Origin of the sequence: Cardiobacterium hominis, from assembly GCF_900637305.1 — a bacterium.
Lineage (GTDB): Bacteria > Pseudomonadota > Gammaproteobacteria > Cardiobacteriales > Cardiobacteriaceae > Cardiobacterium > Cardiobacterium hominis.
On sequence record NZ_LR134365.1, the window covers coordinates 859,352 to 881,122 of the forward strand.

At 59.4% G+C, this 21,771-nt stretch carries 17 protein-coding genes; 9 read left to right on the plus strand and 8 right to left on the minus strand.

Annotated elements, in window-relative coordinates:
• The first annotated feature begins 82 nt into the window (after positions 1-82).
• Positions 83-1,132 (plus strand): uroporphyrinogen decarboxylase, encoded by a 1,050-nt coding sequence (gene hemE, locus EL199_RS04110; RefSeq protein WP_004139011.1) that lies wholly within the window; start codon positions 83-85, stop codon positions 1,130-1,132.
• Complete coding sequence (locus EL199_RS04115) at positions 1,129-1,677, plus strand: hypothetical protein (protein ID WP_040354375.1); 549 nt, start codon at positions 1,129-1,131, stop codon at positions 1,675-1,677. Before hemE ends, EL199_RS04115 begins: the two co-directional genes overlap by 4 nt.
• Positions 1,678-1,782: 105 nt before the next feature.
• Here the strand turns inward: EL199_RS04115 and EL199_RS04120 are convergent, their stop codons facing one another.
• Positions 1,783-2,040: a helix-turn-helix domain-containing protein gene (locus EL199_RS04120; protein ID WP_004139013.1), complete on the minus strand. Its 258-nt coding sequence runs from the start codon at positions 2,038-2,040 to the stop codon at positions 1,783-1,785.
• A gap of 146 nt (positions 2,041-2,186) precedes the next feature.
• Between EL199_RS04120 and EL199_RS04125 the strand changes: the two genes are divergently transcribed.
• Entirely contained in the window at positions 2,187-2,951 is a 765-nt protein-coding gene (locus EL199_RS04125; RefSeq protein WP_126316005.1) for a transferrin-binding protein-like solute binding protein, read from the plus strand.
• Between the two features lie 64 nt (positions 2,952-3,015).
• Here EL199_RS04125 and rpiA read toward each other — a convergent pair whose 3' ends face one another.
• Entirely contained in the window at positions 3,016-3,672 is a 657-nt protein-coding gene (rpiA, locus tag EL199_RS04130; RefSeq protein WP_040354377.1) for a ribose-5-phosphate isomerase RpiA, read from the minus strand.
• A gap of 31 nt (positions 3,673-3,703) precedes the next feature.
• Between rpiA and ilvA the strand changes: the two genes are divergently transcribed.
• From ilvA to EL199_RS04145, 3 genes are all read left to right on the plus strand, one after another.
• Entirely contained in the window at positions 3,704-5,224 is a 1,521-nt protein-coding gene (gene ilvA, locus EL199_RS04135; RefSeq protein ID WP_126316006.1) for a threonine ammonia-lyase, biosynthetic, read from the plus strand.
• A 171-nt stretch (positions 5,225-5,395) separates the two neighbouring features.
• Positions 5,396-5,929, plus strand: a complete 534-nt coding sequence (locus EL199_RS04140) for a copper chaperone PCu(A)C (RefSeq protein WP_004139024.1) — start codon at positions 5,396-5,398, stop codon at positions 5,927-5,929.
• Between the two features lie 82 nt (positions 5,930-6,011).
• Entirely contained in the window at positions 6,012-7,160 is a 1,149-nt protein-coding gene (locus EL199_RS04145; RefSeq protein ID WP_126316007.1) for a WD40 repeat domain-containing protein, read from the plus strand.
• An 18-nt stretch (positions 7,161-7,178) separates the two neighbouring features.
• On the opposite strand, the gene EL199_RS04150 is transcribed toward EL199_RS04145, so the two are convergent.
• The 6 genes from EL199_RS04150 to argS form a co-directional block, all read right to left on the minus strand.
• The gene (locus EL199_RS04150) at positions 7,179-7,946 is read right to left on the minus strand and encodes an IS5 family transposase (protein WP_126316008.1); all 768 of its coding nucleotides are present in this window, start codon (positions 7,944-7,946) and stop codon (positions 7,179-7,181) included.
• Between the two features lie 376 nt (positions 7,947-8,322).
• A complete protein-coding gene (locus tag EL199_RS04155; protein WP_004139031.1) occupies positions 8,323-9,069 on the minus strand; it encodes a class I SAM-dependent methyltransferase in 747 nt (248 codons plus the stop codon).
• 95 nt (positions 9,070-9,164) lie between these two features.
• Positions 9,165-9,941: an L-threonylcarbamoyladenylate synthase gene (locus EL199_RS04160; RefSeq protein ID WP_004139032.1), complete on the minus strand. Its 777-nt coding sequence runs from the start codon at positions 9,939-9,941 to the stop codon at positions 9,165-9,167.
• A gap of 24 nt (positions 9,942-9,965) precedes the next feature.
• Positions 9,966-10,727 carry a sulfite exporter TauE/SafE family protein gene (locus EL199_RS04165; protein ID WP_004139034.1) on the minus strand — a complete coding sequence of 254 codons (762 nt, stop codon included), beginning with the start codon at positions 10,725-10,727 and terminating at the stop codon, positions 9,966-9,968.
• A gap of 551 nt (positions 10,728-11,278) precedes the next feature.
• Complete coding sequence (locus EL199_RS04170) at positions 11,279-11,902, minus strand: SPOR domain-containing protein (RefSeq protein ID WP_004139036.1); 624 nt, start codon at positions 11,900-11,902, stop codon at positions 11,279-11,281.
• The gene (gene argS, locus EL199_RS04175; protein ID WP_004139037.1) at positions 11,902-13,680 is read right to left on the minus strand and encodes an arginine--tRNA ligase; all 1,779 of its coding nucleotides are present in this window, start codon (positions 13,678-13,680) and stop codon (positions 11,902-11,904) included. Before argS ends, EL199_RS04170 begins: the two co-directional genes overlap by 1 nt.
• Before the next feature lie 265 nt (positions 13,681-13,945).
• Here argS and glgB point away from each other — a divergent pair, with 265 nt between their 5' ends.
• The 3 genes from glgB to glgC are packed head-to-tail and all read left to right on the plus strand — an operon-like array spanning position 13,946 to position 21,614.
• Positions 13,946-18,295, plus strand: coding sequence for a 1,4-alpha-glucan branching protein GlgB (glgB, locus tag EL199_RS13615; RefSeq protein ID WP_004139038.1), 4,350 nt, complete (start codon positions 13,946-13,948; stop codon positions 18,293-18,295).
• Positions 18,295-20,316 (plus strand): glycogen debranching protein GlgX, encoded by a 2,022-nt coding sequence (gene glgX / locus EL199_RS04185; RefSeq protein WP_004139039.1) that lies wholly within the window; start codon positions 18,295-18,297, stop codon positions 20,314-20,316. Before glgB ends, glgX begins: the two co-directional genes overlap by 1 nt.
• Positions 20,313-21,614: a glucose-1-phosphate adenylyltransferase gene (glgC, locus tag EL199_RS04190; protein ID WP_004139040.1), complete on the plus strand. Its 1,302-nt coding sequence runs from the start codon at positions 20,313-20,315 to the stop codon at positions 21,612-21,614. The genes glgX and glgC overlap by 4 nt, the downstream gene beginning before the upstream one ends.
• Positions 21,615-21,771: the final 157 nt, after the last annotated feature.

The window sequence follows — 21,771 nt, forward strand, 5'->3', positions numbered from 1 at the left end:
TGTTAGTGAAAGCGCCCCGCACTATAACGGCGTGAAGCGGGGGTGGTGTTACAATACCGCCACGCTATCACAAGGATAATTCATGAAAAACGACCTGCTGCTGCGCGTGCTGCGCGGCGAACCCGTCCCGCGAACCCCCGTCTGGATGATGCGCCAGGCCGGGCGTTACCTGCCTGAATACCGCGCCACGCGCGAGGCGGCGGGACAATTTATGACCCTCTGCCAGACGCCCGAACTTGCCTGCGAAGTCACCCTGCAACCGCTGGCGCGCTTCCGCCTGGACGCCGCCATCCTCTTTTCCGACATCCTGACCATCCCCGACGCGATGGGGCTGGGGCTCTCCTTCGTCCCCGGCGAAGGCCCGGCGTTTGACCGCCCGGTGCGCAGCCACGCCGACGTACAGGCCCTGCCCATCCCCGACATGCACGACGACCTCGGCTACGTCATGCAGGCGGTGCGCCTCATCCGGCGCGAACTGGACGGCAGCGTGCCGCTCATCGGCTTCGCCGGCAGCCCGTGGACGCTTGCCACCTACATGATCGAAGGGCAGGCGAGCCGCGACTTCGCCGCCGCCAAAACCCTGCTCTACCAGGAGCCGCGCACCCTGCACCTGCTGCTCGACAAACTCGCGCGCGCCGTCACCGCCTACCTGCTGGCACAAATCGAAGCGGGCGCGCAGGCGGTGATGCTCTTTGACAGCTGGGGCGGCAGCCTCGCCTGGCAGGCCTACCGCGAATACTCTCTCGCCTACATGCAGCGCATCATCACCGGCATCGGCGACAAAGCGCCGGTCATCCTCTTTACCAAAGGCGGCGGCAACTGGCTGGACATGATGAAAGACAGCGGCGCGGCGGCCGTCGGCCTGGACTGGACGACCCCGCTCGCCAGCGCGCGGAGCATCCTCGGCGAAAACATCGCGCTCCAGGGCAACCTTGACCCCGCCATCCTGCGCGCCAGCCCGGACATCATCGAAAACGAAGTACGCCGCGTACTTGCCGACTACGGCCACGGCCACCGCCACATCTTCAACCTCGGCCACGGCATCACTCCGGACATCCCGCCCGAACACGCGGCAGCGATGATCGAAGCCGTACACAAACACAGCCCGCAATACCACAAGGAGCACCCATGACCTACAACCTCATGAACCAACACGGCGCCACCCTCCACGACAAGGCGCTGAACGGCCTCTACTACTTCCAGCTCAACCTCGATGCGCTCTGTGAAAAACTGGGCGTCCCCTACCTCAGCGAATACGTTGATGACTACGCCTTCCGCCAGGAAATGCTCGCCAGCGGCGACTACGACGACCTGATCGAAGAAATTGGCGGCGACCCGAACGACCTGCTCGACCCCGAAGCCTGGCATGACCCCGCCGCGCTGCTCGCCCTTCTGGAAGCGCTGGAACAACACCTGCGCGCCCGGCCGGATGACATCTACAACGTCTCCATTGATGACGACGATGATGATGACGCATTTGATGACGACGATGACGGCTGCAACTGCGACGACAGCTGCGGCTGCTGCGCGGGCGATGAAGACTACGACGCCGAAGATGGCGACGACATCATCGAACTCACCCCGGAACTCATCCTGGAAGACATCGCCGCGCTCAAACCCGTACTGCAACAAGCCATCACCGACGGCGACAAAGTGCATCTGCGGATGTTGAGCTGAAAATGAGGGCAGACGGTCGGCCAAAACATTCGCGCCATAGATCGTCATCCATAAAAAAACGCCGCAGTTGCGGCGTTTTTTACGATGCGATGTTTTGAATCACGACTATGCCAAATGCTGCAGCGGGTTTTTATCCAGCAGCACAACCAGATCAACATCTAGCCCTACGGCCAGTTTCCCCATGACATCAATAGTGACAGCGCGGTTACCCCGCTCGACATCACTCAAGTAAACCCGGCTGATCCCTGCCGAAAAGGCGAGTTCCTCTTGTGAGATGTTTTTTAGTCGTCGCAAGGTTCGCAGGTTCTGCGCAAAACGCAGCCGGATTTCAGGAATGCTTTCAGTAGATTGTGCTTCTTTCATGCCGGGAAGTTTCCCGTCAGCCCGGCATATCAACAACGTACCATAAGAGCCAAAAAGAATCTCATAGTTTACATTTTGAGTACGATTGAGTAATCTTGCGGCATCACTTTATATACTTTCTTCTCATCAAAAAACCGGAGCGTTCAATGAACAGAAAAAATCGTAATATTTTGTTTGCAGTCCTGCCTTTAGGTCTTGCTGCTTGTGGTGGTGGTAGCGGTGGCGATAACCCTACTGTTGATAATAAACCACAACAGCTTGGTAAAACGGCGAATTATATCGGAGCCATTTTTATGGCTCCTGCCAACCAATCCAGCGCTCACGAGACGGTTGGTACTAATGATTCCAGCAATCTTACGCTAACTACGAGTAATGGCGACCGCTTCATTTTGCCACGAACATCAGAAGGCGCGAACCAACGAGGCAATATGCTCATCTATGGCTCCGCTACTGGCAAAGACGGCCATTTCACCGCGCCAGATAACCGTTCGTATCAGTCTTTTCAGGTTAGCGACAACAGCTACGCTTACAGCCAATTTGGCTTTGCCTATGCTTCAGACAATACGCTCGGCGGTTTTTATCGCGGGCAACCTGTTGGAAGCATGCCCACCAGTGGCACCGCGACTTATCGCGGTGATGCTATCGTCGCAACATTTAACGGCGAAAATTTCAATAAAACGGAACTTGGGACGGTGCGTGCCGATGCAGATTTCGCAGCGAGGAAATTGCAATTTAGTCTGAATAGTGCTTCGCATCAGGGTAGTATTGATGCTGCCATAGATAACAACTTATTTATTGGCGCCAATAGTAATAATAGTGTTGGTGGAGTTTTCTATGGACCGAATGCTGAAGAAATTGCCGGTTCTTATTCCGCCGCGGGCGTTTTTGCGGTTTATGGAGCCAAGCGTTAATATCCCGCTATTTATTTGCGCATAAAAAACGCCGCAGTTGCGGCGTTTTTTATGCGTAAATGCCTCAACGGGTGCCAATCCGCCCGCTTTGATAGGCGGTAATCACCACATCCGCCGCCTGGCGGGCGAAAATGCCGTTGGTTACCACGCCGGGGATGTTGTTAATCGCTTCTTCCAGCTTGTAGGGTTCGGCGATTTCGAGGTGATAGACGTCCAGAATCCAGTTGCCGTTGTCGGTAACGACGTTTTCGCGCCAGCGCGGTTCGCCGCCCAGTTTCACCAGCTCGCGCGCGACGAAGCTGCGCGCCATCGGGATGACTTCCACCGGCAGCGGGAAGCGCCCCAGCACCGGCACCTGCTTGCTTTCATCGACGATGCAGACGAATTTGGCCGAACAGGCGGCGACGATTTTCTCGCGGGTCAGCGCCGCGCCGCCGCCTTTGATCATCGCCTTGTGCGGGTTGATTTCGTCGCAGCCATCGACGTACACGTCAATGCGGCCGACGCTGTTCAAATCGCTCACGCGGTAGCCGAGCGCCTCAAGGCGGCGCGTGCTTTCGTCCGAGGCGGTGACGATGTCGGCGAACTGCATTTTTGCCGCGCCGAGCGCTTCGATGAAGCAATTGACCGTCGAGCCGCTGCCGACCCCCAATGTGATACCGTCTTCGATATAATGCAGCGCCGCTTTGGCCGCCAGCATTTTCAGGGCATTTTGATCCACTTTTTCACCTCATTTTTAAGGAAATTCACGCATGCAGCATTATATCGAGAAAATTTTTACCGCTCCGGTTTATGACGTGGCGACGAAGACGCCGCTGGACGCGATGCCGCGCCTCTCCGACCGGATCGGACATAACGTTCTCTGCAAGCGCGAAGACCTGCAACCGGTGTTTTCCTTCAAACTGCGCGGCGCCTATACCAAGATGTACCGCCTGAGCACCGAAGAACGCGCGCGCGGCGTGATTTGTGCCTCGGCGGGCAACCACGCCCAAGGCGTCGCTCTTTCTGCCAACCGCCTCGGCATGCGCGCGGTCATCGTCATGCCCGTCACCACGCCGCAAATCAAGATTGACGCGGTACGGCGTCTGGGCGGGGCGCAGGTGGAAATCGTCCTGCATGGCGACTTCTACGACGCCGCCTCGCAGCACGCGCGCGAACTGCAAAAAGCGCACGGCTACACCTACATTCACCCGTTTGACGACCCGGACGTCATCGCCGGACAAGGCACCATCGCGCTGGAAATCCTGACGCAGCACCCGCACCACATCGACGCCATCTTCGTCCCCTGCGGCGGCGGCGGCCTGCTCGCAGGCATCGCCGTGCTGGTAAAAGCCTTGCGGCCAGACATCAAAATCATCGGCGTTGAGCCGGAAGACGCGGCGTCCATGACCACCGCGGTGCGCGGCGGCAAGCGGCAAACGCTCGACCAGGTCGGCATCTTCGCCGATGGCGTCGCCGTCAAAATGCCGGGCGAGCTGACCTTCGAACTCATCAAACAGCACGTTGATGACTTCGTCACCGTCAGCACCGACGAAATCTGCGCGGCGATGAAAGACCTCTTTGACGACACCCGCGCCATCGCCGAACCCTCCGGCGCCGTCGCCGCCGCCGGCATCAAAAAATGGGCGGCACAACAAGACGCGAAAAACCTGACGCTGATTAACATCGTCTCCGGCGCCAACATGAACTTCGACCGCCTGCGCTACGTCGCCGAGCGCACCGAAATCGGTGAACAGCGCGAAGGCCTGCTTGCCGTCACCATCCCGGAAATCCCCGGCACCTTCCTCAACTTCTGCACCCTGCTTGGCACGCACAACGTCACCGAATTCAGCTACCGCTACCAGAACGCGGCGCGGGCGCAAATCTTCGTCGGCGTTGAACTGAGCGGCGGTCGCACCCAACTCGAAGCCGTCATCGAAAAACTGCGCGCGCACGGCTACGACACCGAAAACCTGACCGACAACGAACTCGCCAAATCGCACCTGCGCTACATGATAGGCGGCGCCAGCACGGCGGTGGCGGACGAGCGCATCTTCCGCTTCGGCTTCCCCGAACGCCCCGGCGCGCTGATGCACTTCCTGCAAACCCTCGGCACAAAAAACAACATCAGCCTCTTTCACTACCGCAATCACGGCAGCGACTACGGCCGCGTCCTCGCTGGCATCCAGAGCAGCGACCCGGCGCAGCTGGAAGCGCACCTTGCCGCCATCGGCTACGACTACAGCGAAGAAACCGACAACAGCGCCTATCGACGCTTCCTGCAAATCGACTAAAACCCAGCCCGCACCGCTGGCACAGGGCGCTCATGACCCTCCCCAAAACTTGACCACAATCAAACCAATCGTGAGCATAACTTGTGATATAGTTGCGCGCGTCGTGTGGAAACCCGTGAAAAACCATTCATAGTTCACAGACAAACCCCTTCCCAAACCCAGGAGCAACCCATGAAAAAAATCCTCATCCTCGGCGCACTCATCAGCAGCGCAGCAATGGCAGCAGGAGACGTTAGCGTCAGCAACTGCCTCATCCAGGAAGTCATCCCCGGCAAACAAATGACCGGAGCCTTCTTCGACATCGAAAACAAAGGCAAAGAAGACGTCAAACTCACCGGCGCGGCTGCCGACAAAATCACCAGCCACGTCGAGCTGCACGAAATGATCCACAAAGACGGCAAAATGGAAATGAGCCAAATCCAGGAATACAACGTCCCCCCTGGCAGCGTGCATCACTTCAAAAAAGGCGGCTACCACGTCATGCTGATGGACATCGAAGACAAAAACTTCCCGAAAGTCGGCGAAACCTACCCGCTCGAACTCAAACTGAGCAACGGCGAAACCCTCAAATGCGACGCCAAAACCATCACCGTCAAAGAAGCCATTGAGCACTTCAAAGTAGAAGACGGCAAGGCAGGCGGACATGACATGAAAGACGGGCATGACAAAAAAGACGAAGCCAAGCACGAACACAAACACGGCTAAACCCGCCGCCTGACGGCAAACCCAACGCCCCTTTCCCGCCCGGCGGGAAAGGGGCAAAAACATGCACGCTCCCCGGAAAACCATGAAAAAAACCCTGCTCCTCCTCGCCACCCTCGCCTGCGCCGCCGCCCTCTACCTCGGCTACCAATACAGCAAAACTCTCACCCCCGAAACCGTGCTGCAAGAACTGTTCGACATGAACGCCCCGGCGCGCTACGCCTTCATCAGCGACGCCGACGCGCCCAAACTCGCCGTCATCGACCTTGACGCGCACCGCCAGACCAGCCTGCTCGACCTCAAACAACCCGCGCGCAACCTCACCATCCACAAAACCCTCGGCCTGCTCGCCTACAACGACGGCGGCACGACCGTCACCATCCGCCAACTTGGCGACCACAGCGAAAAAAACCATACCCTCGCCCACCCCGTCACCCGCCTCCAGTTCGATGCCGACAGCCCCTGGCTCATCGCGGGCGGCGCCGACCGCCTCACCCTGCTCAACAGCCAAAGCGGCGAAACCCGCACCCTGGACGGCTACCAACACATCAGCGCCTGGCTCTACAGCCCGCTCGCGCGCCAACTCTGGATACTCGACGACAGCCCGGCGCTCTACCGCTACCACCTCACCGACCAAAGCCAGACCCGCCACCCGCTGCCGGACGGCTGGCATGACCTTACCGCCGCCGCCATCAGCCCGGACGACCAAAACCTCCTCTTTGGCGCGATAACCGCCAGCGGCGAACCCCTCGGCATCAACTGGAACACCGACACCGCGACCATCGCCCAACAAATCCCGCTCACCGCACCGCTGGTACAACCCTACATCGACAACAACGGCCAGCTCTACATCTACATCGACCGCAACGGCAACGGCCACCTCGTACCGCGCAACCAGCCCGACGCCATCCAGACCATCCGCGCGCCCAACCCGACCGACCGCTACGCCACCGGCTGGCTGGACACCCGCCTCATCGCCGTCGGCAACCGCCTGAAAACCTGGGACATCAGCGACCCGGGCAAAGCCGAAGAACAAGACGAACAGGCGCTACCTGCGGCGACCCGCGCCCTCTTTATCACCGCCGACAGCAAAACCGCGCTGATCGCGAGCGACGGCCAAGCGGCGATTACCGCCTACGACCTGCGCGACGGCGGCCTGCAAACCATCGCCTTAAGCGGCATCACCCGCCCGCAAAACCTCATCATGGGCGCGGGCAACACCCTCTGCCACTAGGGGCTGTTTGCATTTCACTCATAGCGGCAGCCAGACCATGATGCACCCCAAAAGAACCGTACTGAGATAGTTGTGCTTGAGCTTGTCATAACGCGTGGCGATAGCGCGGTAGTGTTTCAAACGGGCAAAAGCATTCTCAACCAAATGCCTGATTTTATAAAGATACCAGTCCATATCCTTGTTCTTTTTCTCTCGGTCGCATTTATAGGGAATATTGGCTTTGCTGCCTTCTTCCTCAATTTGCGCACGCAATTTGTCTGAATCATAGCCCTTGTCTGCGCTAACTACCTCCGTTTCTGCCAGAACTACTGCCGCTATCAGTTCGGGGGCAATGCTGACATCATTGACATTACCAGCCGTAATGATGACTTCCAGCGGATTGCCGCAAGCATCGACTATCAGGTGAATTTTGCTGGTCGTGCCGCCCCGGCTGATGCCGATGGCATGGTCGTCTTCGCCGCTGTGTGCCGCAGCGCCTGCCGAATGTTGGTGCGCCCTGATATGGCTGCCATCCATCATCAGCCATTCCTTATCGGTATCAGTGGATAATTTTTTGAAGATTTCCTGAATAATTCCTTTCTTTGACCAACGGTTAAAGCAGTTATAGACGGCTTGGAATTTACCGAAAGATGCGGGCGGCAGGTCGCGCCAGGGGCAGCCGGTGCGCATCCTGTAGAGGATGCCTTCAATGGTGCGGCGCAGATTGGATTTGTCATACAAGCCAAGCTCTAGCAAAATAATGAGCAGCTTCGACCAAAGTTCATCAGTGAGCAATGTTCGGGGCACGGCGGGGTAACGGGTTGTTGAGGAACTTCCTTTATCCTGCCGTTTTTCGTTTTTTCAAGTGCTTAGACGAATTGTAAACAGTCTCTAGGGCGTGTTGACAATTGAGACATCCCCCTCCCCCGCAGGGCGAAGCCCGCAGCGGGGGAGGGTCGGGGCTCCCCTTGAAAAAGGCGAATGCCTTTTTCAAGGGAACCCGGGGAGGGGGTGGACGATGTTGTTGATGAATCGAAATTCCGGTTTTCAATTGATTGCTGCTCTCACCCCATCCCCTCTCTCGCTATGCGAGCAATGCTTGTCCCAGAGGGAGAGGGGCGCGTTCGTTGAATTGTCAACAGCCCCTAAGGCGGAATCCGTAACCGCTCGTTTTTCGTGAAGGCTATGCCTTTCTGAAGGTCATCGCATAAAAGCGGTTATCCCAGAGGAAATGGGTTTGTCGCTCGCGTGTGCTATCGGGAATGGCGTTTTCGATTTCCGCCAAATCAAATTGCGCGTCGGCATAGGCTTTTTTCGTCAGCGCGTTTTTCTGGTATTGGCTTTCGATGAAATCCTGGGTTTCATCGGCAATCATCAGTCGCGTTCCCGGTTTGGCGACGCGCAGCATTTCGGCAATGGCGCGTGCTTTGTCGGAGAAGAAATTGATGCCGCCGACGTGAAAGACGATGTCAAAGTAATTGTCGGCAAAGGGCAGGTCTTCGGCGGCGCAATGCACCAGCGACAATTCCAGTTTGCGGCTCCAGACTTTTTGCGCGCGGCGCAGCATGCCGAGTGAGATGTCCGCGCCAACGAGTTGCAGGCTTTTCGCGTCCACATTCGCCGGGATGTAGTTGAAATCTTTGCCGGTACCGATGGAGACGTACAGCACGTTGGCGCCGTTTTGCCATTCCAGTAATTGCATCATTTCGCGCCGCATTTTGGCGACGCTGTTGCCGTATTTGAGGAGGCCGATCCAGCGTTCGCCGAAATCATACAGCGGCGCCAGGCGGTCATAGAGTTTGCGATATTTGTCGTTGTCGCCGGAAAGGTATTCGGGATTGAGGTATTCGAGGATGCCGTGTTTTTCGGCGAGAAAGGCGGGGTTAAGATTGTCGCGCAGGCAGGGCGCGAGGTTTTGCGGGATTTGCATGGTGGTGTTTCCCTTTATCGTGTATTGGTAGGGTGGGGCTTGCCCCACCACGGCGCATAAATGAAAAGGCGGGGCAAGCCCCGCCTGTTTTTTTGTCAGTAGTATTCGCCGTGGCGGTAATCCCAGGTGTTAAAGCCGTCCGCGAGGTACATCATGATGCGATCAATGTCCAGGCCTTTGCGGATGACGACCGGGCATGGTTGCACGGAGCGTTCGCCTTTTTGCTCTGGCACCAGCGCGCCGTTTTTATCAACCATCGACACCATCACGCCTTGTTCGTAGCGGGTTTCCACGGTTTTGTCCGGCTGGATGGAGGCGACGTAGTCGTCCGCTTCGATGACGAGATCCACTTTGCTGGCGATGCGCTCGCCGATGCCTTCGACTTTGCCGCGGTTGCCTTTGCCGGAGGGGTTGGCGGAGGAGGCGTAGATCATTTTGCCTTCGGTGCGCCAGAGGTGTTCCGCCAGTTGTTCGCCCGGCACGCCGAATTTGATGACAAAGCAGCTGGTGCCGCGGCCGTCCATCATCAGTTCGTCGCGGCCGTCTTGCGGCAGTGCGGCTTTGGCGTCTGCGCGCCACGGCAGGATGCAGCCGAGGAGGATGTCGGCGTCCCAGTGTTTTTGGTAGAAAGCCTCAATTTCGGGGTTCATTTGGGCGAGCGCGCGCAGCTGCTCCATGCTGCCGCAGAGGACGACGCCGGGTTTGTTACGCTTGCGTTCTTTGGCGTCGAATTTACGCTCCAGACCCGCCTTGTCGGTCGCCATGATGATATAGCCGACTTTGGTCGGGCAGACGATGACGCCGCCCGGCTGTTGTAGCGCGGCGAGGCCTTCGGCGGAGAGGGTTTGGTTCCAGTGGGTACGTTGGGTCATGGGGACTCCTTAAGGGTTGCAGGGTTATTTGAGGAAAGCGGCGATGACCGCGACCAGTGTCATGAAGAACATTACCCATTTCAGGGTCTTAGGTTTGACTTTGATCGCGAGGCGCACGCCGTAGTGCGCGCCGATCATGTTGCCGACGGCAAGCACGAGGCCGGTCGTCCAGTCCACCTGGCCGCGCCAGACGAAGATGGCGAGCGCGACCAGGGTGAAGAAGAGGGTGCAGACGAGTTTGAGGGCGCTGGAGCGGACGATGTCGTAACGCAGGCAGCCGGCGATGGCGGTAATCAGCACGAAGCCGACGCCCGCTTGCACGAAGCCGCCGTAAACGCCGCCGAGCCAGAGCCAGAACCAGGCACGCCAACCCGCCTGTTTGACGGTAAACGGTACGGTGCCGGGCGGCGGCATGACGACTGACGGCACGAACAGCATGATGGCTGCCATCGCCAGCATGGTGCCGAGCAGGAGCGGTTTGATAATTTGGTGCGGCGCGTAGGCGGCGACGACCGCGCCGCAGATGCCGCCGATGATGGTTGGCACGATGATGCCAGGGAGGTCATGCGTCGGCAGTTTGCCTGCCTTCAGGAAGCCGCGCACGCCGACGATGCTTTGCAGGGCGATGCCGACGCGGTTGGTGGCGTTGGCGACTTGCGCCGGGTAGCCCATCATCATCAAGACGGGCAGGATGATGTTGGAGCCGCCGCCCGCCATGACGTTGATGACGCCGCAGATGACGCCGAGGACGCTGATGAGGAGGTAGTGGTGTAGTTGTAAATCCATGGGGTGTCGGGGTTATGGGGTGGCGGGACAGTTTACATACGCTTGAGCGCTCGGGGTGTATGTAAATGAGGATGTTCGATGGGGTTGGGTCGCTGTATGTTTTTTTGCTGCCCCCACCCCAACCCTCTCCCACGGGGGAGAGTGCAGAACGGCGGGCGATTTTGCATTGGCGGTATGCAGGCGAACCCCACCCCGCCCCTCCCCCGCATCGCAGGGGAGGGAAATTCGAATTGCAGACACGCCCTAGGGCGCACCCTATGGTTTTTTTTACATACGCCTGAGCGCTCGGGGTGTATGTAAATGAGGACGTTTGATGGGGTTTGGTCGCTGTGCGTTTTTTTGCTGCCCCCACTCCAATCCTCCCCCACGGGGGAGGGAGCAGAACGGCGGGCGATTTTGCATTGGCGGTATGCAGGCGAACCCCACCCCGCCCCTCCTCCACAGGGAGAGGGGGTAAATCAGCGGGGGGACGAGCAGCGGTTGTCGTATTTGACGGGAGACGGTGCGTCAAGGCGCACCCTGTGGTTTGGGGCATGGGTAATGCGGCGGTGTTACGGCGCATTGTTGAAGGTTTTGAGCAGGGTTTGCATGCTCTGTCCTTCGAGTTTTTTCTGGATGCCGATGGCCTGGTCTTTGCTGGCGTAGGGGCCGATGAGGACGAGGTAGTGTTTGTTTTCGCCGTAGATGATTTCGACCGGTAGGCCGTTCAGCGTTTCTTTTTTCCGCATTTGTTCGGCCTGCGCCTTGTCTTTGAAGGCGCCGACCTGGATGCGGTAGTTCGCGCCCTTGACGGTCGGGCTGCGCGGTTTTTTCTCCGCCTTGTTGTCGGTTTTTTCGGTTTTGGCGGCAGGCGCCGGTTTGGCGCTGTTTTCGCTGCGTACTTCTTCGCTGCGGCGCTGGAGTTCGTCGTAGAAGGAGTATTTGGGCTGGCCGGGTTTGCGCGTCTCTCCGGCAACCGGCGGGCGCGGCGGTTTTGGTGCGGCGACGGCGGTGGGTTGGGCTTTGGCGATTTGCGGGTTGTTTGCGCTTGTCCGGGAGGGCACGTTGTCTTTTTGGCCGAACATGTTGCCGAGGACGAAGCCGAAGACGATGAGGACGACTGCCATCATGGAGCCGCCGAGGAAGCGGGCGGCAAGGTAGTTGTCGGCTTTTTGGTTTTTGCGTTTTTTGCTCATTACATGCGCTCCCTGGCGGCGACGCCGATGATGTCGAGGCCGTTGCGCAGCACTTGGCGCACGGCGTGGGTGAGCAGCAGGCGCGCGTCGCGCAGTGCGGCGTCGTCATGCAGCACTTTGTGACCGGCGTCGTAGTATTGGTGCCAGGCGCCGGCGAGGTCTTTCAGGTAGTTGACGATGAGGTGTCCCGCCATTTGTGCGCCCGCCGCGGCGATGGTGTCGGGGTAGCGGGCGAGTTCGCGCAGGAGTGTTTTTTCTTCGGGCTCGGTGAGGTGTTCACGCTGGGCGAGTGCTGTCTGCGTGTCGAAGGGGACGCCTTCTTCTTGGGCGCGTTCTAGTACGCGGCTGGTGCGGGCGTGCGCGTATTGGACGTAGTAGTAGGGGTTGTCTTTGCTGTGCGATGTGGCGAGGTCGAGGTCAAAGTCGAGGTGCTGCTCGGGTTTGCGCATGACGTAAAAGAAGCGCGCGGCGTCCGAGCCGACTTGCGCGCGCAGATCGCGCAGGGTGACGAATTGGCCGGAGCGGGTGGACATTTGCATTTTGGCGCCGTCTTTGTAGAGCACGGCGAATTGTACCAGGGTGATGTCGAGTTTTTCGGGCGCAAGGCCGAGGGCGGCGAGCGAGGCGCGGACGCGCGCCATGTAGCCGTGGTGGTCGGCGCCGAAGATGTCGATCATGCGGTCGTAGCCGCGCTGGTATTTGTCGTAGTGGTAGGCGATGTCGGAGGCGAAGTAGGTGGTGATACCGTTTTCGCGGGTGACGACGCGGTCTTTTTCGTCGCCAAAGTCGCTGGCGCGGAACCACTGCGCGCCGTCTTTTTCGTAGAGGTAGCCGCGTGCGCGCAGGACGCCGAGCATTTCAGCGATACGGCCGTCGGTGAAAAGGGCGCGTTCGGAGTACCAGCGGTCGAAGGTGACGCCGAATTCTTGCAGGTCGTCGCGGATGTCGGCGACTTCGGCATCAAGGCCGGCGTCAAAGACGGCGCGGTAGTCGGCTTCGCCCAGGGTGTTTTTCAGGGCGGCGATGGCGGCGTCTATCCAGGCGTCGCGTTCGCCGTTGTCGATGGCGGCTTCGCTCCATTCGGCGGGGTGCGCCGGTACCCAGGTTTCGGGCGCGCGGTAGTGTTTGTCGCCGTAGCGGGCGTAGTGTTCGCGTGCGATGTCTACTACGTAGTCGCCTTGGTAGATGCCTTGTGGCAGGGTGCGGTCGCTGCCGCAGATTTGCATGTAGCGCCAATAGACGGAGAGGGCGAGGATGTCCATCTGCCGTCCGGCGTCATTGACGTAGTATTCGTTGTCCACGTGGTGGCCGTTGGCGCGCAGGATGTTGGCCAGGGTCGCGCCGTAGGCGGCGCCGCGGCCGTGGCCGACGTGCAAGGGCCCGGTGGGGTTGGCGGAGACGAATTCGAGCAGGATTTTTTGCGGGTGTTCTGCCTGGTGGCGGCCGTAGGCGGCGCCTTCGCGCACGATGGTTTCGAGTACGGCGCTGTCGCTGCCGCTCGCCAGGCGGATGTTGATGAAACCGGGGCCGGCGATTTCGACGGCGGCGATGCCGGGATGCGCGGGTAGGGCGGCGATGAGCGCTTCTGCGAATTGGCGCGGGTTCATCTGGAAGGTTTTGGCGTATTGCATCGCCACGTTGCTGGAGTAGTCGCCGTGCGCGGGGTTTTTGCAGCGACCCAGTTCCAGCGGCAGGGTGAGTTGTCCTTCTTCGATTTTTTGTGCGCGGGCGACCGCGTGTAATGCGGTGGTCAGGCCCGACAGGATTTCGGTTTTCACGATGGTTCTCGCGGTAGATATTGTGTGAGGGATGAAGCGGTTTATTCTAGCTTCTTGCCAAAAGGTTGCCAAATAGTTTTGTTGTGCTGTTTGCGTGGTTTTAACACGTTTTTTTGTGCAGTTTTTTTGCGGCTTGTGTGGATTTTTATTGGAAATAAAAACAGGTAGATGTGCTTTGGTGTGTTTTTTTATATTCTAATGTGTTAAGTTGCGCTCATGTTAATTTAACAGTTCCTCCCCAGGGGCTGTTGCAGGAGTTTGTGTCATGAACAGCGAGCAGTTCAGGCTGTTAGGGATTGAGACGGATTATTTCGCCGCCGATGGTAGTTTTGTCCGTGTTCCAGAGGAGGTGCTCGCGTCGCTCGCGGCGATTTTGACCGCGCCCGGCCAGCCGTTCTTCGCCGATTATGATGAGGTTTTTACGATCGCGCCGGAGATGGTGTCGCTACTTTCGGTCGGCGGGGTGTTGTCGCGCTGCGCTGCCGCTTATTTGCTCGATGAGAAGGGCAATAGTCTGCCGTATTCGTTTGTGATGATGGAAGGCGAGCGGCTGGAGTTGCCGCCTTTGCCCGCCGGGTATTACACGCTGGAGTTGCACGGCGTGCACCAGATGCGGCGCTGTTTGGTTATTGTCGCGCCGCAGCGGGTGTATCAGCCGGAGGTGTTGCGCCGCGGCGAACGTCTGAGCGGCATCAATGTGCAGCTTTACAGTCTGCGTTCGGCGCACAATTGGGGCATCGGCGATCTTGGCGATCTGCGCCGCCTGGTCGCGGATTTTGCCGCCGACGGGATTGATTTTATCGGCATTAATCCGCTGCACGCGCTTTTCACTACCCGCCCGAACTGGGCAAGTCCTTATAGTCCGTCTTCGCGGCGCTGGCTGAATCCGATTTATATTGATGTGGGCGGGATGCCGCTCTTTCAGACTTCTCCTTCGGCTCAGGCTTGGTTTTCCGATGCGGAAACGCAGGCGATTTTGCAGCGTTTGCGCGAGGCCGATTGGGTCGATTATGCGCAGGTGATGGCGCTGAAGATGCGCGCGCTGCGCCTGATTTTCCATGATTTTGATGCGCAGGAGATGTTCGCTGATTCGCGCGAGGCGTTTGCCGAGTTTTTGCAGCGCGGCGGGCGTGATTTGCGTCTGTTCGCCACTTTTGAAGCGCTGGATCATTATTTTTATGCGCAGACCGGCTCGATTCCTTTTAGTGAGGACAGTGTCGGCTGGCTGGGCTGGCCGGAGGCGTACCGCTATCCCGATAGCGCGGCGGTGCAGGCGTTTGCAGTGTCGCATGAGGCCGATATCCGCTTTTATATGTGGCTGCAATGGCTGATGGCCGAGCAGCTCGATATTCTCCGTCTGGCCTGTCATGAAGCAGGGATGAGTCTGCGCCTGTATGGCGATTTGGCGGTCGGCGTGTCGCGCGGCGGGGCGGATACGTGGATGCACCGCGAGATGTATTGTTTGCAGGTATCCATCGGCGCGCCGCCGGACGAGCTGGGGCCCGCCGGGCAGAACTGGAATTTGCCGCCGCTGCATCCGCAGCGTTTGAAACGCAGCGGCTACCGCGTTTTCATCGAGATGCTGCGCGCCAATATGCGCGTCTATGGCATTTTGCGCATTGACCACGTCATGGCGCTCTGCCGCCTGTGGTGGATTGCTTATGGCAACAACGCCAATTTCGGCGCTTATGTGCGCTATCCGCTCGCCGACCTGATGGCGATTCTCTCGCTGGAAAGCCATCGCGAGCGCTGTGTCGTCGTCGGTGAAGACCTCGGCATTGTCCCGGAAGAGATGCGCAAGGCGCTGCGCGATTACGGCGTCTATTCTTATAGCGTGATGTATTTCAACCACAACAACGGCTATTACTGGATGCCGGAGGATTATCACGATCAGTCGCTGGCGGTGCTGAGTACGCACGACTTGCCGCCGCTTTTGGGCTTCTGGACCAGCAACGATCTGGAAACCATGCACGAGTTGGGCATCTTTGAAACGCAAGAGCAGTACCAGCGCATCCTTGAACAGCGGCGGGTGCGCAAACAGCAAATGCTCGCCGCACTCAGACAGGCGGACGTGATTGATACCAGTCACGATGGCGAAATTCTGGATGAGGCAATCGTGCTGGCGCTGCACCGCTTCGTGGCGATGAGCTGCAGCAAACTGTTCGCCATCCAGCCGGAAAACCTGCTGCCGATTACCGCGTCGTTCAATATCCCCGGTATCGCCAATGCCTACCCGAACTGGCGCTACCGTCTGCCGGAAGACATTGCGGCGATGGGCAAAGACCCGCAATTACACGCGCTGTTGCGGCAAATCGTCGCCACCCGCGCGTACATTCGTGAACGTCGGCCATCCGCAGTCGTCGTTCCCGCACCTGTTGCCAAACTGATAGGAGGAGTAGAAGTGACATCCGTAGATAAATACCTGATAGACCAGCTCTTTGCCGGTACCTTCGCCGACCCGTTCTCGTACCTCGGCCCGCACGAAAGCGGTAACGGGCTCGTCATCCGCGTACTCTTGCCGGGGGCGGACGCGGTGCGCGTGCTCGCCCGGAACGGCAAAGGCGGCAAAGGCAGCAAAAAAGTACTGGCAGAGATGAGCGTGCTTGATGAGCGCGGCTTCTTCATCGCCACGCTGGACGCCGACCCGCGCCTGCATTACCTGCTCGAAGTGCAGTACGGCGAGCAGAAAATGATCATCGAAGACACCTACCGCTTCACCTCGACCCTGCAAGATTTCGACAACTGGCTGCTGGCCGAAGGCACGCACCTGCGTCCGTATGAAAAATTCGGCGCGCATCTGGTCGAGCACGACGACGGCGTCGCCGGGGTCAATTTCAGCGTCTGGGCGCCGAACGCGCGGCGCGTATCCGTCGTTGGCGACTTCAACCTCTGGGACGGCCGCCGCCACGTCATGCGTTTCCACCCGCAAAGCGGCATCTGGGACATCTTCATCCCCGACCTTGGCGAAGGCGCGCTCTACAAATACGAAATCCTGGACGCCAACGGCAACATCCGCCTCAAATCCGACCCGTATGCCTTCGCCGCGCAAATGCGCCCGGAAACCGCCTCAGTCGTCGCCAAACTGCCGGAAAAACAGCCGTACAACCCCGAACGCATCGCGGTGAACGGCATAGACGCGCCGATCAGCATCTATGAAGTCCACCTCGGCTCGTGGCGGCGCAACCCGGAAAACAACTACTGGCTCACCTACGAACAACTCGGCGACGAACTCATCAACTACGTCAAAGAAATGGGCTTCACCCACATCGAACTGCTGCCGCTCTCCGAATTCCCGTTCGACGGCTCCTGGGGCTACCAGCCGCTCGGCCTCTACGCGCCGACCAGCCGTTTCGGCAGCCCGCAAGCGTTGTGCGACTTCATCCGCAAAGCGCACGAAGCGGGCATCTACGTCCTGCTTGACTGGGTCGTCGGCCACTTCCCGACCGACGAATACGGCCTCGTCCGCTTCGACGGCACGCCGCTCTACGAACACGCCGACCCGCGCGAAGGCTACCATCAAGACTGGAACACCCTCATCTACAACTTCGGTCGCCACGAAGTGCGCAACTTCCTCACCGGCAACGCCCTCTACTGGGTCGAACACTACGGCGTGGACGGCCTGCGCGTCGATGCCGTCGCCTCCATGATCTACCGCGACTACTCGCGCAAAGAAGGCGAATGGGTGCCGAACCAATACGGCGGGCGAGAAAACCTTGAAGCCATCAACTTCCTGCAACGCACCAACGCCATCCTGCAAAACGAACAGCGCGGCGCCGTCTCCATCGCCGAAGAAAGCACCGCCTTCACCGGCGTCAGCCACCCCACCGAAATCGGCGGCCTCGGCTTCCAATTCAAATGGAACATGGGCTGGATGAACGACACCCTGCGCTACATGCGCGAAGAACCCATCCACCGCAAATACCACCACAACCTGCTCACCTTCGGCATGATTTACCAGTACAGCGAACACTTCGTGCTGCCGCTGTCGCATGACGAAGTCGTGCACGGCAAAGGCTCGCTGCTCTCCAAAATGCCGGGCGACTGCTGGCAACAATTCGCCAACCTGCGCGCCTACTACGGCTACATGTGGGGCTACCCCGGCAAAAAACTGCTGTTCATGGGCGGCGAATTCGCCCAAGGCCGCGAATGGAACTACCAAGAAAGCCTCGACTGGCACCTGCTCGCCCCTGAGCACGGCGGCTGGCACGAAGGCGTGCAGCGCTGGGTACGCGACCTGAACCACGCCTACCGCGCCCACCCTGCCCTGTGGAAACAAGACTGCCAGCCGGAAGGCTTCGAATGGTTGGTGGTGGATGACGCCGAACAATCCGTGGTCGCCTTCGCCCGCCACGACGGCAAAGGCAACCCGGTCATCATCATCAGCAACTTCACCCCCGTCCCGCGCGAAAACTACCGCATCGGCGTCAGCCAGGCAGGCACCTACCACGAAATCCTGAATTCGGATGATGCCCAATACAACGGCAGCGGCATGAGCGGCGGCAAAACTGTCCACACCGACGACATCGGCAGCCACGGCAAACCGCACTCGCTCAACCTCACCCTGCCGCCGCTGGCGACCATCTTCCTCGCCCTTGACACCGGAGCGGAGGGCTGATGAAGCACCAAGCGCCGCTGCTTTGCCACGAAGGACGCGCCTACCCGCTCGGCAGCAGCCTCACCCGCATGGGCAACCACGACGGCGTGAACTTCGCGCTGATGAGCCGCCATGCCACCGCCGTCACCCTCTGCCTCTTTGACGCAGAAGGCGGCGAGCGGCGCGTGAGCGCCCACAAAGACGGCGACATCTGGCACATCTTCGTCGCCGGGCTGACCGCCGGACAGCGCTACGGCTGGCGGGTAGATGGCGAAAACCACAGCGGCGGCTGCTACAACCCACAAAAACTCCTGCTCGACCCCTACGCCAAAGCCATCGACGGCCTGCCGCAATACCGCGACGCCGACGAACTGGCGCTGCATCACCACAGCGACCCGCGTGACAACGCCGCCTTCGCCGCCAAAAGCGTCGTTGTCGGCGCGAGCAACTTCGACTGGGAAAACGACGCCCCGCTGCGCACCCCGTGGAAAAACACCATCATCCTTGAAACACACGTCAAAGGCTTCAGCCGCCAGAACCCCGCCATCCCGCGCGACATCGCCGGAACCTTTGCGGGCATGGCGCACCCGGCAAGCATCGAATACCTGAAAAACCTCGGCATCACCGCCGTCGAACTCCTGCCCATCAGCCAGCACCTGGACGAAGTCCACCTGCAACGGCGCAGCCTGCGCAACTACTGGGGTTACAACGTCTTCGCCCACAACGTGCCGGACGCGCGCTACGGCAGCCCCGACGACCTCAAACACCTCGTCAAAACCCTGCACCGCGCCGGCATCGAAATCATCCTCGACGTCGTGTACAACCACAGCGCCGAACAAGACATCCACGGCCCCTTCCTCTGCCAGCGCGGCATCGACAACCGCCACTACTACTGGCTTGACGAAAACGGCGACTATATCAACCACACCGGCTGCGGCAACACCCTTAACCTCGCCCACCCCGAAATCATGCAATGGGTGCTGGACAGCCTGCGCTACTGGGTAAGCGAATACCACATCGACGGCTTCCGCTTCGACCTGGCGAGCAGCCTCGGCCGCACCCCCGACTTCAACGCCCGGGCGGGCTTCTTCACCGCCATCCAACAAGACCCGCTACTTGCCGGCGTAAAAATGATTGCCGAACCGTGGGACATCGGCCCCGGCGGCTACAACCTCGGCCAGTACCCGGCGCGGTTCTCCGAATGGAACGGCCGCTTCCGCGACGACATGCGCGGCTTCTGGCTGTGGGAAAACGGCTGGCTCGGCGCACTCGCCCAGCGCTTCTCCGGCAGCGACGACATCTACCGCCACGACTGGCGCGGCGCGGCAAGCTCCATCAACTTCATCACCGCCCACGACGGCTTCACCCTGCGCGATCTCGTCAGCTACAGCTACAAACACAACGAAGCCAACGGCGAAGACAACCGGGACGGCGAAAACCACAACTACTCCTACAACCACGGCACAGAAGGCGAGACCGACAACCCCGCCATCAACACCGAAAGACAGCGCAGCAGCAAAGCACTACTTGCCTGCCTGCTGCTCGCGCAAGGGGTGCCGATGCTGCTCAGTGGCGACGAACGCGGCCACAGCCAGCACGGCAACAACAACAGCTACTGCCAGGACAACCCGACCACTTGGCTTGACTGGCAAAAAGCTGACCCCGAACTGGGAAGCCACATCCGCGCGCTCATTGCCCTGCGCAAACAACTGGCGGCGGACGGCGTCTATGACGACTGGTGGCACCACGAAAGCGCCCGTTGGTACAACGCAAATGGCGAAGCCATGCGCGACGCCGACTGGCACGACGAGGCAAGCAAAGCACTGGCACTAGAATTACAGGACAAATACCTGATTCTGTTCAACGCCAACCGGGACGAAAAAACCTTCGTCCTGCCCGCCGGCGACTGGCAACCGCTGCATGGCGACGGACTGAAACAAGAAAACCCCCGTGAGGCTGCCCTTGCGCACATGAGCGTGTGCGTTTTGAAAAAAGACGAGACAACGCAAAACCAAAATCCAACTACAGGAGCAATCCAATGACACCGAAAGAAAACCCGCTGCCGTCCACCGAAGAAATGGCCAACGAAACCCTCGTCCTCATCCTGGCGGGCGGACGCGGCTCCCGCCTCTACGAACTCACCGACCAGCGCGCCAAACCGGCCGTGTACTTCGGCGGCGGCCACCGCATCATCGACTTCGCGCTGTCGAACTGCATCAACTCCGGCCTCCTCAAAATCGGCGTCATCACCCAATACGAAGCCCACTCGCTCCTGCGCCACCTCCAGCACGGCTGGTCATTCCTGCCGCGCGAACGCGGCCAATTCGTGGACATGCTGCCTGCGCGCCAACAACTCAACGACCAAACCTGGTACAGAGGCACCGCAGACGCCGTGTGGCAAAACGTGCACATCATGAAAGACCACTACAAACCCAAATACGTTCTCATCCTCGCCGGTGACCACATCTACAAAATGGACTACATGCAAATGATCCGTGACCACGTGACTAGCGGCGCGAAAGTCACCGTCGGCTGCATCGAAGTCCCGCGCGAACAGGCGACCGCGTTTGGCGTCATGGCCGTGAACGAAAAACTCAAAGTCAAAGCCTTCGTCGAAAAACCGAGCGACCCGCCGCCCATGCCCGACCGCCCCGGCTCCTCACTCGCCTCCATGGGCATCTACGTCTTTGACGCCGACTACCTCTACGAAGTACTGGAGCGCGAAGCCACCAGCGTTGACACCTCACACGACTTCGGCAACGACGTCATCCCGGCAGGCGTGAGCGAAGGCGTCGTCTATGCGCACCCCTTCGAAAAATCCAGCAAAGGCCGCAACACCCAGGGCACCATCTACTGGCGCGACGTGGGCACCATCGACAGCTACTGGAGCGCCAACATCGACCTCGTCAGCGAATACCCGCAACTGGACATGTTCGACGAAAGCTGGCCGATCCGCACCGTGCCCAAACAAACCGCGCCGACCAAATTCTTCTACAAACACAGCCATGCGCGCACCATCGACAACTCGCTCATCGGCGGCAGCGGCGTCATCACCGACGCCGAAATCAGCAACTCCGTCATCTTCGACCGCGTCCAGGTGTCAGAAGGCTCGCACATCGAATACGCCGTCGTCCTGCCGCAAGTGCGCATCGGCAAAAACTGCGTTCTGCGCCGCTGCATCATTGACCGCAACTGCACCATCCCGGACGGCATGCAAATCGGCGTCGATGCCGAACTGGACAAACAACGCTTCCGCGTCAGCCAGGGCGGCGTCGTCCTCGTCACCAAAACCATGCTCAAAGCACTCTCGGACAAACGCGAAAAAGCAGCGGAGGACTAAAAACCAACAACCAAACGACCCCCTCCCCCTGTGGGCGGGCGCCCATGAAAAATGCGAACGCATTTTTCATGGGAACCGGCGGAGGGATGGGGTGGGGTTAGGCGGTAAACCTCGTTGTTGAATAAACAACCGAACCCCCTCCCTCGCAGGACGCACG